The organism is Nonomuraea sp. NPDC049637 (assembly GCF_040675235.1).
GTDB lineage: Bacteria > Actinomycetota > Actinomycetes > Streptosporangiales > Streptosporangiaceae > Nonomuraea.
Window position 1 is genome coordinate 16,179 of record NZ_JBFAOM010000078.1, and the last position, 11,983, is coordinate 28,161.

At 69.7% G+C, this 11,983-nt stretch carries 15 protein-coding genes; 11 read left to right on the forward strand and 4 right to left on the reverse strand.

The window, feature by feature from the left end; translation table 11 throughout:
• Positions 1-81: 81 nt before the first annotated feature.
• From AB0J71_RS47715 to AB0J71_RS47765, 11 genes are all read left to right on the forward strand, one after another.
• On the forward strand, positions 82-1,272 hold the full coding sequence (locus AB0J71_RS47715; RefSeq protein WP_352320136.1) for a low temperature requirement protein A: 1,191 nt from the start codon (positions 82-84) through the stop codon (positions 1,270-1,272).
• A 9-nt stretch (positions 1,273-1,281) separates the two neighbouring features.
• Positions 1,282-3,012: an FAD-dependent oxidoreductase gene (locus AB0J71_RS47720; protein WP_352320138.1), complete on the forward strand. Its 1,731-nt coding sequence runs from the start codon at positions 1,282-1,284 to the stop codon at positions 3,010-3,012.
• Positions 3,013-3,122: 110 nt separating this feature from the next.
• On the forward strand, positions 3,123-3,353 hold the full coding sequence (locus tag AB0J71_RS47725; RefSeq protein ID WP_352320140.1) for a hypothetical protein: 231 nt from the start codon (positions 3,123-3,125) through the stop codon (positions 3,351-3,353).
• Positions 3,337-3,474: a hypothetical protein gene (locus AB0J71_RS47730; protein ID WP_364393280.1), complete on the forward strand. Its 138-nt coding sequence runs from the start codon at positions 3,337-3,339 to the stop codon at positions 3,472-3,474. The genes AB0J71_RS47725 and AB0J71_RS47730 overlap by 17 nt, the downstream gene beginning before the upstream one ends.
• Before the next feature lie 42 nt (positions 3,475-3,516).
• Positions 3,517-4,431: an RNA polymerase sigma-70 factor gene (locus AB0J71_RS47735; RefSeq protein ID WP_352320143.1), complete on the forward strand. Its 915-nt coding sequence runs from the start codon at positions 3,517-3,519 to the stop codon at positions 4,429-4,431.
• 46 nt (positions 4,432-4,477) lie between these two features.
• Entirely contained in the window at positions 4,478-5,155 is a 678-nt protein-coding gene (locus AB0J71_RS47740; RefSeq protein ID WP_364420940.1) for a hypothetical protein, read from the forward strand.
• 118 nt (positions 5,156-5,273) lie between these two features.
• Positions 5,274-6,026, forward strand: a complete 753-nt coding sequence (locus tag AB0J71_RS47745) for an SDR family oxidoreductase (RefSeq protein ID WP_364420942.1) — start codon at positions 5,274-5,276, stop codon at positions 6,024-6,026.
• Between the two features lie 8 nt (positions 6,027-6,034).
• A complete protein-coding gene (locus AB0J71_RS47750; RefSeq protein ID WP_364420944.1) occupies positions 6,035-6,445 on the forward strand; it encodes a cupin domain-containing protein in 411 nt (136 codons plus the stop codon).
• A gap of 133 nt (positions 6,446-6,578) precedes the next feature.
• Positions 6,579-7,625 (forward strand): ferritin-like protein, encoded by a 1,047-nt coding sequence (locus tag AB0J71_RS47755; RefSeq protein ID WP_352320150.1) that lies wholly within the window; start codon positions 6,579-6,581, stop codon positions 7,623-7,625.
• Positions 7,622-8,581: an alpha/beta hydrolase gene (locus AB0J71_RS47760; protein WP_364420946.1), complete on the forward strand. Its 960-nt coding sequence runs from the start codon at positions 7,622-7,624 to the stop codon at positions 8,579-8,581. The genes AB0J71_RS47755 and AB0J71_RS47760 overlap by 4 nt, the downstream gene beginning before the upstream one ends.
• A 19-nt stretch (positions 8,582-8,600) precedes the next feature.
• Positions 8,601-8,801, forward strand: a complete 201-nt coding sequence (locus tag AB0J71_RS47765; protein ID WP_364420948.1) for a hypothetical protein — start codon at positions 8,601-8,603, stop codon at positions 8,799-8,801.
• Positions 8,802-8,863: 62 nt separating this feature from the next.
• On the opposite strand, the gene AB0J71_RS47770 is transcribed toward AB0J71_RS47765, so the two are convergent.
• From AB0J71_RS47770 to AB0J71_RS47785, 4 genes are all read right to left on the reverse strand, one after another.
• Positions 8,864-9,310: an ACT domain-containing protein gene (locus AB0J71_RS47770; protein ID WP_352320156.1), complete on the reverse strand. Its 447-nt coding sequence runs from the start codon at positions 9,308-9,310 to the stop codon at positions 8,864-8,866.
• Positions 9,311-9,687: 377 nt separating this feature from the next.
• Positions 9,688-10,818: a GNAT family N-acetyltransferase gene (locus AB0J71_RS47775; RefSeq protein WP_364420950.1), complete on the reverse strand. Its 1,131-nt coding sequence runs from the start codon at positions 10,816-10,818 to the stop codon at positions 9,688-9,690.
• A 9-nt stretch (positions 10,819-10,827) separates the two neighbouring features.
• On the reverse strand, positions 10,828-11,163 hold the full coding sequence (locus AB0J71_RS47780) for a metalloregulator ArsR/SmtB family transcription factor (RefSeq protein WP_352320160.1): 336 nt from the start codon (positions 11,161-11,163) through the stop codon (positions 10,828-10,830).
• 113 nt (positions 11,164-11,276) lie between these two features.
• On the reverse strand, positions 11,277-11,531 hold the full coding sequence (locus AB0J71_RS47785; RefSeq protein ID WP_352320162.1) for a hypothetical protein: 255 nt from the start codon (positions 11,529-11,531) through the stop codon (positions 11,277-11,279).
• Positions 11,532-11,983: the final 452 nt, after the last annotated feature.

Sequence of the window (11,983 nt, forward strand, 5' to 3'; positions counted from 1 at the left end):
TCGCCGTTGCGGCGATCTGTCACAGATCACGACGCCGTCCGGTCTTCCAGGTGAACCGGACGCCGAACGAGCGACAGGAGCGTGAGCGTGCCCTCAACCAGGACCACCATCCGGATCCGGGTCAGGATGAGCTCCCGCCCCGTCGACGAGCCGCATCGGGCGTCGAGCCAGCTCGAGCTGCTCTTCGATCTCACCTTCGTGGTCGCGGTCGCGGCCGTCACGGCGCAGTTCGCGCACGCCGTCGCCGAAGGTCATGGACTGACCGGGCTGGTCCCGTTCCTCCAGGTGTTCTTCGCCATCTGGTGGGCGTGGATGAACTTCACCTGGTTCGCCTCGTCCTACGACACCGACGACGTCCCCTACCGGCTGCTGACCATGGTGCAGATGGCGGGGGTGCTGGTCCTCGCCGTCGGCGTGCCCGCCGCGGCCGGCCACTCCGACTACGGGATCATCACCCTGGGCTACCTCGTCATGAGGATCGGGCTCGTCGCCCAATGGCTGAGGGCCGCGTTCGAGGACCCGGCGAGCCGCCGTACGGGGCTCCGCTACGCCGCGGGCATCGGTCTGGTCGAGCTGGGCTGGTTGCTCCGGCTCGCTCTCCTGGACGCCGGCCTCCTGCCGGCCTCGGTCCAGCTGCCGTTCTTCGCCGGCCTGGTCGTCGTGGAGCTGGCGGTGCCGTGGTGGGCGGAGCGGGGCAGGGCGACCACCTGGCACCCGCGGCACATCGCCGAGCGTTACGGCCTGTTCACGATCATTCTGCTGGGCGAGAGCGTCCTGGCCGCGAGCAGAGGGGTCGAAGGGGCGCTCGAAGCGGCTCCCCTCGTCGTTATCGCCGGATCCGGGCTCGTCCTGCTGTTCGCCCTGTGGTGGCTGTACTTCCTGGTCGAGGCAGGGGAGGGGCTCAGCGAGCGGCGTCACCGGTCGTACTGGTGGGGGTACGGCCACTTCGGCATCTTCGCCGCGCTGGCGGCTCTCGGCGCCGGGCTCGAGGTGGCGGTGGAGCAGAGCGGGCGCCAGCCGGCGGCATCGCCGATGGAGATCGGCTACGCGGTCGCCGTCCCGGTCGCGGTGTATCTCATCCTGCTCCGGGCGGTGCACGCGCTGGTCGACGCGGACTCCGTCATCCCCCGCACTGCCGTGGCGGGGTGCGTCGGCGCCGTCGTGTTGTCGCCGCTCGCGACGCCGTGGATCGGGGTGGCCGCCGTGGTCGCGCTGATCGCGGCCGCCTGCGTCGCGCTGGTCGCCGTCGCCGTCTGGGCGGCACGTAACTGAAGGAGCATCATGTACGCGTCAGAGAACAGAATCGCCACGTCCGTCCTGGTCATCGGGACGGGAGGGGCCGGACTGCGGGCGGCCGTCGAACTCGCCGAGCGCGGGGTGGACGTCCTCGCGGTCGGCAAACGGCCGAAGGCGGACGCACACACCTCGCTCGCGGCAGGCGGCATCAACGCGGCCCTCGCCACGATGGACCCCGAGGACACCTGGCAGCAGCACGCGGCCGACACTCTCAAGGAGAGTTACCTGCTGGCCGACCCCGAGACGGTGCGCATCGTCACCGAGGGGGCCGCACGTGGCATCGAGGACCTCGTGCGGTACGGCATGCCGTTCGCACGCGAGCGGGACGGGCGGATCTCCCAGCGCTTCTTCGGCGCCCACACCTTCCGGCGCACCTCCTACGCGGGGGACTACACCGGACTCGAGATCCAGCGCACGCTGATCAACCGGGCGGCCCAGCTCGACGTCCGCGTCCTCGACACGGTGTACATCACGCGGATCCTCGTGCGCGACAACGCGGTCTTCGGCGCGTACGGGTTCGACCTGACCGACGGCAGCCGCTACGTCATCCACGCCGATGCGGTGATCCTTGCCGCGGGCGGCCACACCAGGATCTGGCGGCGCACCTCCTCCCGGCGTGACGAGAACACCGGCGACTCCTTCCGCCTGGCCGTCCTGGCCGGCTGCCGCATCCGCGATCCCGAGCTGGTGCAGTTCCACCCCTCCGGGCTCATCGCGCCGGAGAACGCGGCGGGCACGCTCGTCTCCGAGGCGGCACGGGGGGAGGGCGGGGTCCTGCGCAACGGGCTCGGCGAGCGGTTCATGTCCCGGTATGACCCGGAGCGGATGGAGTTGTCCACGCGCGATCGGGTCGCCCTGGCCGCGTACACAGAGATCAAGGAAGGTCGCGGCACCCCGGACGGCGGCGTGTGGCTGGACGTGTCGCATCTGCCGCGCGAGACGATCATGACCCGGCTGCCTCGCGTCTACCGGACGCTCCTGGAACTGCAGATGCTCGACATCACCAAGGAGCCGATCGAGGTCGCGCCCACTGCGCACTACTCGATGGGCGGCGTCCGGGTACGTCCCGAGGACCACGGCACGGACGTCGACGGCCTGTACGCGATCGGGGAGGCGGCCAGCGGCCTGCACGGCGCCAACCGTCTGGGCGGCAACTCCCTCATCGAGCTCCTCGTCTTCGGCCGCATCGCCGGCCGGGCGGCGGCGGAGTATTCCGCGGGTCTCGACGCGCAGCGCCGCTCCGCCGAGGCGCTCGCCGCGGCGCGGGAGGAAGTGGACGAGCTCCTGTCCGCCGACGGCCCGGAGAACGTGCGGTCGCTGCAGCGAGCGCTCCGCGACATCATGACGGAGCACGCCGGAGTGGTACGCGACGAGGGCGGCCTGCGAAAGGGCCTCGCCGAACTGGCCGCGGTCGAGGCGCGCATCAGCGGCATGGGCGTGCACCCGGACATCGCCGGCTTCCAGGACCTGGCGCACGCCTTCGACCTGAAGTCCGCGGCGCTCGCCGCGCGCGCGACCATCGAAACCGCCATCGAGCGCCGCGAGACCCGCGGCTGCCACAACCGCTCCGACTACCCGGAACTCGACCCCGAGCTGCAGGTCAACCTCGTGTGGTCCGGCCCCGGATCGGTGGAGCGGGAGAGCATCCCGCCGATTCCCGCCGAGATCGCGGCGCTCATGCGCGAGGTCTCGACCACGGGAAAGCTTGGCGAATAGCCGGATCTTGTCACAAATGCCGAGGCTGCCCTGTCTTAGCTGGCGATCGGACCACATGGGCGCGGGAGCCGGCCGGATCGTCGGCCGACTGTACACCCCTTGGAGGAGATATGAGCACCCCGAACGGTGAGAACGAGTTCCTGTACGAGCTCCACGTCGAGATCGAGGAGGAGCTGATCATCGCCGAGGCCAGCCGCCCGGAGGAGGAGGTGGGGCAGCCGGTCACCGAGTGGCTGTACGACCCGACGGACGTCGAGCGCGAGAAGATCGCCCTGCGGGGACTGCGCGACGCGGTCGAGGTGCTGGAGGACGGCTCGCGACCGGGTGACGACGTTGCCTGAGCCGCGGATCGGCACGCTCGGCACGCGCGAGGTCGCCGGCGTCTCCGACGCGCTCGCGGCCTCCCCGCCCGACGCCGTGACGGCGACTATCCTCGACGCCGCGGACCACGCGCGAGGCTGACGAACCCCTGCCCAGTCCGACGGGTGAATCGATGTGGGGCACATGAACACGGAATCCCTGGAACAGGCGGACGCTCTCGACCGGGCGGCGTCCGCCTTCAGCGAGCTGCGCCCGCGGCTGTTCGGCATCGCCTACCGGATGCTGGGCAGCGCGGCCGAGGCCGAGGACATCGTCCAGGAGGTGTGGCTGCGCTGGCAGGACACCGACCGGGAGACCATCGAGAACCCGCCGGCCTTCCTGGCGCTGGTCACCACCCGGCTGGCCATCAACGTGGCGAAGTCGGCGCGCGTGCGGCGGGAGTCCTACATCGGCCCCTGGCTGCCGGAACCCGTGGACACCAGTCTTGACCCCACCGTCGGCGCCGAACGCGGCGAAGCGCTGGAGCTGGCCTTTCTGCTCCTGCTGGAGAGGCTCAATCCCACCGAGCGCGCCGCCTACGTCCTGCGCGAGGCCTTCGACTACCCCTATCCGCAGATAGCGGAGATCCTGGGACTCACCCCGGTCAATGTCAGGCAGATCGTGAGCCGTGCCCGCAGGCGCGTGACCGCCGTCCGCCACGAGCCCATCGACAGGCTCCAGCATCGGCGCCTCCTGGAGACCTTCCTCGACGCCGCCCGGACCGGAAACGTCGGCGCCCTCGAGAAGCTCTTCGCCGCCGACGTCGTCAGCTCCTCCGACGGCGACGGCATCAGGGGATCGGCCAAGTTCCCCGTGCTGGGCAACGAGCGGGTGGCCAGGTTCGTGGCCGCGTTCTCGCCGCGGTTCTGGCCGGGCACCGCCGTCACGTGGGTCGAGATGAACGGGCTGCCGGGCGTGCTCGTCACCCGGGACGGCAGCGGCGTCGCCCTGCTCGCCATCGAGGCCTCCAGGGAGGGGATCCACCACCTGTTGTGGATCCTCAACCCGGCCAAGATCGAGGCCTTCGAGCGGTCTCGCAGCCGCTCTGTCACAACCTAACGGGCTGTCCGGTCTTATCTGCCGACGATGAAGGAGGCGGCGGATCATGACCGAGGCGGGCGCCGAGTCGCTGGCGGAGTTGCTCGACGAACGGCAGCACCTGCTCGAGATCGCTCTGTGCATGTTCGGCTCGGACACCACGGCCGACCACGTCGTCCAGGAGACCTATCGCCGCTGGTACGCCCTCGACGAGGAGGAGCGCGCCGCCATCGCGGTGCCGCGCGCCTGGCTGACGCGGACCGCGGGAAGCATCTGCCTGGAACTCGTCGCCGACCCCGACCCCGACCACGTGCCCCGCGGCCCGGTGACGCGGGCCCAGCCCGTGCCTTACCCCGCCTCGCACCAGGCCGGGTACGGCCCGGAGACGCTCGCCGGGCACGAGCGGGTCGCCCGCCTGTTCGCCGCGGCCTGCCAGGCGGGCGACACCGAGGCGCTGCGGGACGTCCTGGCCGCCGACGCGATCGTGGTCAGCGATGGCGGCGGCAAGGTGCGCGTCGCCGTACGGCCGACCTACGGTGCGGACGCGGTCGCGCGGGTCGTCACGGCGTTGCTGATCGACCAGCCAGGCACCGAGCCGGCCATCGGCTCGGTGAACGGAAGGACGGGGCTCGTGCTGCGGCGTGCGGGCAAGGCCGTGGCGGTGGTCAGCGTGAGCGTGGCCGGAGCCGAGGTCACGGCGGTGTGGATCATCCTGAACCCCGACAAACTCCAGCGTTGGCACTGAAGGGCATGCCGGTGCCACGTGAACCCGAGGCCGCCTGTCACAACCGAGGGGGGCTGCCTTGTCCTAGCTGACGACAGGGGCGCACCACAGCGCCCAGGAAGCCAGAAGGGTGCCAACAATGAGAATCGTGGTGATCGGCGGGACCGGGCTCATCGGGTCGAAGCTGGTGAAGAAGCTGGGCGAGCACGGCCACGAGGCCGTGGCCGCGTCGCCGAACACCGGCGTCGACACGCTGACCGGGGAGGGCCTGGCCGAGGTGCTGAAGGGCGCCGAGGTCGTGATCGACGTGTCGAACTCGCCCTCGTTCGAGCGCGAGGCCGTCATGAAGTTCTTCCAGACCTCCACCGGCAACCTGCTGGCGGCCGAGGCGGCCGTGGGCGTGGGCCATCACGTGGCGGTGTCGATCGTGGGGACCGAGCGGATGCCGGAGAACGGCTACTTCGCGGCGAAGATCGCCCAGGAGAAGCTGATCGAGAAGTCGGGCATCCCGTTCTCGCTGGTGCACTCCACCCAGTTCTTCGAGTTCGCCCGCGGCATCGCCGACGAGGGCACGGTCGACGGCAAGGTGCACATCGCGCCGGTGTTGTTCCAGCCGATCGCCGGTGACGACGTGGCCCAGGCGGTCGGCAGGACCGCGGTGGGGACGCCGCTGAACGGCCGGATCGAGATCGCCGGACCGACCCGGTACAAGATGGACGAGTTCTTCCGCAAGGCGCTGGCCGCCTGGGGCGACACCCGCGAGGTCGTCGTCGACCCGCAGGCGCGCTACTTCGGCAGCGTGCTCGGCGAGCGGTCGCTGGTGCCCGCCGACGGCGCGCAGCTCGGCACCATCACCTACCAGGACTGGCTCGACCAGTCCGACGCGAAGTAGGGCGGGCGATGGACAAGCCGCGATCGACCGCGTGGCAGACGGCGTTGACCGTGCTGCAGGAGGCGCAGCCTCCGTTCATCCCCGAGGGCGCGCACGTGATGACCGTGGTCATCGAGTACCCGCCCGGAGACCCTGGCGCGCCGCCGCATCGCCACCCGGGTCCCGCCTTCGGCGTCGTCCTCGACGGCGAGATGCTGATGGAACTGGAAGGAGAGCCGGAACGGGTGATCCGCGCCGGCGAGGCGTTCTGGGAGCCGGGTGGCGACGTCATCCACTACCAGGACGGCAACAATCGCGACGATGTCCCGCTACGGTTCACGGTCACCATGCTGTGCGAGCCGGGCAAGCCGATGTTCACGCTGGTGGAAGAGGCCGAGCTGGCCCAGCGCAAGGACCGCCGCGGGCCACGCCCGTCCTGAACCCCGGCGAAGTATCCGCAGCGTGACGGCACCGGCTGTCGTCGTCGCTGCCTGATCCCAGGATCGAGCCAGGCCGCCGGCCCACCGGCCGGCGGTCCGATCCGCCATGCCAACAACCCGAGGTATGACACGAATGAACCACGAACGACCAGTTCGGATCGGCACGCTCGGCAGCCTCCGTGAGCACCTGCAGTGGGCGATCGAGCTGGAGCACGCGACGCTGCCGCCGTACCTGACGGCGCTGTACTCGTTGGATCCGGAGCGTAATCCGGCGGCTGTGGAGGTGGTGAGCGGCGTCTTCGTGGAGGAGATGCTGCATCTGGCGCTGGCGGCGAACCTGCTCAACGCCGTCGGCGGCGCGCCGCGTCTGGACCTGCCGGGGATGCTGCCGCCGTATCCGCGCAGGTTGCCGCACGGTGATCTGGAGGTGTCGCTGGTGCCGTTCGGCGCGCAGGCGCTGGAGATGTTCCTGCGTCTGGAACGGCCCGCGCCGCCCGGCGCGCCGCCGGAGGACGACGGCTACGAGACGATCGGGCAGTTCTACGCCGCGATCGAGCAGGGGTTGCGCCACCTGTGCGAGACGCTCGGCGAGAAGGAGGTGTTCTGCGGCGACCCGGCCCGGCAGGTGAGCGGCGCACACTTCCGCCACACCGCCGGATCGCTGTTCGCCGTCGAGGATCTGGAGTCCGCGCTCGGCGCGCTGAAGGAGATCGTCGAGCAGGGAGAAGGGAACGCCCACGGCGAGGTCTGGGACGGCGACCAGGACGTCCTCCACCCCGAGCGGAAAGAGGTCGCCCACTACTACCGCTTTCAGGAGCTCAAGCTCGGCCGCCGTTACCAGCAGGGCGACACCCCGAAGACCGGCCCCACCGGGGAGCAGGTCGGCGTCGACCCGGACGGCGTGCTGCCGATGACACCCAACCCGCGGCCCGCCGAGCCGGGCAGTGCCGTACGGGCGGCGCAGGATCTGTTCGACACCACCTACAGCACCCTGCTGAACCTGCTGGAACAGGCGTTCAACGGCGACCCGAAGCGGCTCACGGACGCCACCCGCATCATGTTCACGCTCAAAGCCCAGGCGCAGGCCCTGATGGCGCTGCCCGGCGGCGCCGGTCCCACCTTCGCCTACGTGCCCCGCGAAGCACGTGACGGCTCCGCGGCGAAAGAAGGCGCGGCATGACCAGGCACATCCTCGAGCCCGCCGCCTGGGAGCTGGCGCAGGCCACGTCGAACCCGCCGTTCCTGTACGAGCTCGGCCCCGAGGGCGCCCGCAAGGTCCTCGACGACCTCCAGGCCGCCCCGATCGCCAAGCCGGACGTGGACGACAAGTGGATCGTCGTCCCCGCCGGGGTCGGCAACGTGCGGGTGCGGATCGTCAAACCCATCGGCTCGGCGGGCATGCTCCCCGTCATCCTGTACGTGCACGGCGGCGGCTGGGTCATCGGCGACGCGGGCACCCATGACCGGCTCGTGCGCGAGCTCGCAGTCGGCGCCGGCGCGGCCGTCGTCTTCGTCGAGTACGACCGCTCACCCGAGGCCCGCTACCCGGTGGCCATCGAGCAGGCTTATGCCACCGCCCAGTGGATCGTGAAGTGCGGCGCCGAGGAGGGGCTGGACCCCTCCCGGATGGCCGTCGCGGGCGACTCGGTCGGAGGCAACATGACAGCGGCCCTGACCATCCTGGCCAAACAGCGCGGTGACGTGCGTTTCGTGCACCAGTCCCTGTACTACCCGGTCACCGACGCCGGCCAGGACACCGACAGCTACCGGGAGTTCGCCGACGGACCGTACCTGACGGCCAAGGCGATGGCCTGGTTCTGGGACGCCTACACCACAGATCCCGCTCAGCGCGCCGAGATCACCGCGTCGCCGCTGCGCGCCTCCCTGGACGACCTCGAGGGCCTGCCGCCCGCGTTCGTCATCGTCGACGAGAACGACGTGCTGCGTGACGAGGGCGAGGCCTACGCCCGCAAGCTGATCGCGGCCGGGGTGCCCACCTCCAGCGTCCGCTACAACGGCACGCTGCACGACTTCATGATGCTCAACCCCGTCCGCGCCACCGAGGCCACCAGCGCCGCCATGGCCCAGGCCATCGACGTCCTCAGGACCGCCTTGAAGGCCGGAGAGTCTCGGTGAGAACGGCGTTGTCGATCACGTGCTGAACGTGGTCCACCTCACGATGGTCCTGCTGGTCGGGGTGGCCGCGGCCTGCCACCTGCTCGGCTGGCCGCTGTGGGGGGCGCTCCTGCTCGCGGCGGCCATCCACGACGAGGTCCTGCAGCTCTCGTCATCGTCGCCGCGCTGCTCCCGATCACCCCCATCGGGCTGCACCGCGTCGGTGGTGTCAACGCACTGACCGACAGGGTGCGGACGGCCGCCGCCGGCGTGCGCCGAGCAGGTCGGCTCCTGGCGGGGCTGTCAGGCGTCGGCATCATGGCCGGCCTGGGCTTCGTAACCCTGCTGGTCGTGGCCGGGACGTTCACCTGCTTCGCCGTCCTGGCTCTCCATCCGGTGCCCTGCTTTCTCAAGGACGGCGATGGCCTGCTGCTTCCTCGGCGCGGGAACCAGAACCAGGTCGGCATGGAAAGTCGAGGCTACGAAAACCGGGATCGCCGCCTCCGCCAGCGGCTTGACGAGCGCGGACAGCATTCCGGGAATGTCCAGGCCATGTGCTGTGGCACCTCCGTAGAAGCCGATCCACTGCTCCGCCGGGTCCACACCTCTGGCCTCACGGACCACGGTCAGCCCTTCCGGAGCGCGGACGAGCACCAGCCAATCGTCCTCGGGCAACCCTTCATGCGGCAGATGCTCGACGGCGAATGCGGGAGACATGATGCGCAGACGCTGGGCGGTGGATGCGTTCATGGGCACGTGTCTACCAGGGGTGGATGCCAAGGTGATCGCCGGACCGGCCCCGCGCCGTCCCGATCATCGCCCTGCGCACCGACGGGTACGCCCGCCTGGCCGACGCGCCGGCCGTCGGCCCGGTGCAGGTGACCGGGGCGATGCCGCTCCGGGCGGTGGTAGACCCTGGGACAGCGAAGGCCCCCGCCGACTCGGCGAGGGCCTTCAGCCATCACGTGTGCGTACCGGTGTGCGTGTCGCCTCTCGGCGAAAGGCACAACGCGGCTCCAGCCGAACGGTAGTCCGCGAAGGCGATAGGTGAGGCCCGGGGACACTGGGCACACCGGCCACGACGGATGTAACCATCGGACGGCCGCCCCTGTTCCCCGAGCGGCGATTCAGGTCCCGGACAAGGCGCTGCGGCGTTCGATCAACAGCACGTCCCGCCAGAGGCCGTGGTGACAGCCGATGCGCTCGCGGGTGCCCACGACGCGGAAGCCGAGCGCCTGGTGCAGGCTCAGGCTTGCGGCGTTCTCCGGGAAGACACCCGACTGGATCGTCCAGACGCCGGCGTCCTCGGCGGCGGCGATGAACGCCGCCAGCAGCGCCCGGCCGATGCCGTGAGCCTGGCAGCCGGGGTGGACGTAGACGCTGTGCTCGACCACCCCCGCATACACCGGACGGGACGACACCGCCGAAGCCGCCACCCAGCCGAGCACCTCGCCGGAGTCGCTGTCGGTCGCCACGTACCGCAGGTGCGGCAACCGGCTCGCGCTGAATCCCTCCCAGCTGGGCGCGGTGGTCTCGAAACTGGCCTGGCCGGTGTCCAGCCCGGCCTGGTAGATGCCCAGCACCTCGGCGGCGTCGCCCTCGCGCATCGGCCGGATCTCCAGGCCGGGCCCGATGGCGGGCTTGACGGCCTGGACGATGGCCGAGTGCACCCCGTCGCCGTGATCGGCGGTCAGCGTGATCGTGACGGCGACGAAGCCGGCCGCGGCGAGTAAATCCCGGTACTCCTGCACGGTGAGCGATCCGGCGGCGCAGCCGATGCGCTGCTCGGCCCGCTGCCGCGCCTGCTCATCCAGCGCGTGCGCGGTGAGGACGTCACTGACGCCGAACCGGCCGCCGGGCTGGAGCACCCGGAACGCCTCGCCCAGCACCGCCGCCTTGTCGGCGGACAGGTTGATCACACAGTTGGAGATGACCACGTCGACCGTGTGGCCAGGCAGCGGGATCGCTTCGATCGTGCCATGCAGGAATCGCACGTTGGCGACACCCGCCTGTTCGGCGTTGCGTTGGGCCAGTTCCACCATGGCGGGGCTGGCGTCCAGGGCGAAGACGGTGCCGTGCGGGCCGACGCGGCGGGCTGACAGCAGCACGTCGATGCCGCCGCCGGACCCGAGGTCGAGCACCGTCTCACCGGCACGCAGCTCGGCGACGGCGACGGGATCACAGCCGGCGATGCGCTGCCCGCTCAGCGCGCTGCGAGCCAGGGCGGAGCAGTGGTCGACGATCTCGTCGTGCGCCATGAGATCTCCTCAGTCACAGGCCGGCGCGGCCGGCGCCGGGTTGCCCATCACCACGTCGGCGGCGGTGGGGAAGCAGCTCACGCAGTTCTCGTTGATGCGGTACAGGCTCGACGTCCCCTGCCGCTCCACCAGCACGAACCGCACCTCGGACAGGATCTTCAGGTGGTGCGACACCGTGGACTGCCCCACTCCCGAAGCGGCCACGATCTCGCCCACGCTCATCGGCCCACGCCGCCGCGCCAGCAACGACACGATCTGGATGCGGGTCGCGTCGGCCAGCGCCTTGAACCAGCTCGCATACTCCTCGGCCTCGGCCCGGGGGATGGGTTCTTTGTTGCTGTTCATCGTTGATCGACGATAGACGATGAACTACGGAGTCGTAAACGCTCAACGCCAACTGCTGGTCGGCGCCAGAGTCTCTGCGGGCGGCGGCACGAGGCACTCCGCTGGCCTTGTGTCTACGCGCTCCTGGTTCCAGGCAACTCGATCCTCAAGCCCTCCGCATTCTTCTCCTGACTCTGCTCCGCGCCGGGCAGGATGCACTTCACCAGTTCCAAGCCCTTGTCCAAGACCTTGAGGGCGAACTGGCGCCCCTTCTCGCTGAAGGGGAGGAGTACGAAAGAGGGGGACATCAGGAGGATCACGAGCACCAGGGGAAGCGCGAATATCGCGGCCAGCGCGACGCGCTGCCAAGTGGCGTGGATGACGATCATGAGAGCTGCCTTTGCAGACTTGCTGCCGACAAGCACGAGCCCACCGCTTCACCAGCGGGGTGCAGGTTCGACAGCCTCGTAGATCAGCTGTCCGTGCCAAGGACGAGCATCCCTACGAGCTGGTCGAGAGGCGCCTCTCACCTGGGATGGCACAATCAGATGCCGCATTTTCCCTTGTCAGAGGCCGACCGTAGCAGCAAGCCGTAAGAACCTGCTGCATCGATCACCGCTGAAGGGCGCTCCCTTGTAAGGAGTTCGTGGTCGAAGTCCTCCCGCCATGCCAACCACCATACCTCCATAAAAGGGAACCATGGCATATGGCGTGATTTATAGGCATCTACCTGGGCGTTTATTTTCGGGCGTACATAAAGCATAAATCAGATTGACAATAAGGAGGTGACCGGTAGCTACTTGCGGCTTGTCAGCGGCGGTCGCCTGGGGTCTGTTGCGCC

What these genes read in the sequence shown, in the direction of transcription:
- AB0J71_RS47720 (WP_352320138.1), top strand. Translation starts at nt 1,282, where the DNA reads ATGTACGCGTCAGAGAACAGAATCGCCACGTCCGTCCTGGTCATCGGG.
- AB0J71_RS47725 (WP_352320140.1), top strand. Translation starts at nt 3,123, where the DNA reads ATGAGCACCCCGAACGGTGAGAACGAGTTCCTGTACGAGCTCCACGTC.
- AB0J71_RS47735 (WP_352320143.1), top strand. Translation starts at nt 3,517, where the DNA reads ATGAACACGGAATCCCTGGAACAGGCGGACGCTCTCGACCGGGCGGCG.
- AB0J71_RS47740 (WP_364420940.1), top strand. Translation starts at nt 4,478, where the DNA reads ATGACCGAGGCGGGCGCCGAGTCGCTGGCGGAGTTGCTCGACGAACGG.
- AB0J71_RS47745 (WP_364420942.1), top strand. Translation starts at nt 5,274, where the DNA reads ATGAGAATCGTGGTGATCGGCGGGACCGGGCTCATCGGGTCGAAGCTG.
- AB0J71_RS47750 (WP_364420944.1), top strand. Translation starts at nt 6,035, where the DNA reads ATGGACAAGCCGCGATCGACCGCGTGGCAGACGGCGTTGACCGTGCTG.
- AB0J71_RS47755 (WP_352320150.1), top strand. Translation starts at nt 6,579, where the DNA reads ATGAACCACGAACGACCAGTTCGGATCGGCACGCTCGGCAGCCTCCGT.
- AB0J71_RS47760 (WP_364420946.1), top strand. Translation starts at nt 7,622, where the DNA reads ATGACCAGGCACATCCTCGAGCCCGCCGCCTGGGAGCTGGCGCAGGCC.
- AB0J71_RS47770 (WP_352320156.1), bottom strand. Translation starts at nt 9,310, where the DNA reads ATGAACGCATCCACCGCCCAGCGTCTGCGCATCATGTCTCCCGCATTC.
- AB0J71_RS47775 (WP_364420950.1), bottom strand. Translation starts at nt 10,818, where the DNA reads ATGGCGCACGACGAGATCGTCGACCACTGCTCCGCCCTGGCTCGCAGC.
- AB0J71_RS47780 (WP_352320160.1), bottom strand. Translation starts at nt 11,163, where the DNA reads ATGAACAGCAACAAAGAACCCATCCCCCGGGCCGAGGCCGAGGAGTAT.
- AB0J71_RS47785 (WP_352320162.1), bottom strand. Translation starts at nt 11,531, where the DNA reads ATGATCGTCATCCACGCCACTTGGCAGCGCGTCGCGCTGGCCGCGATA.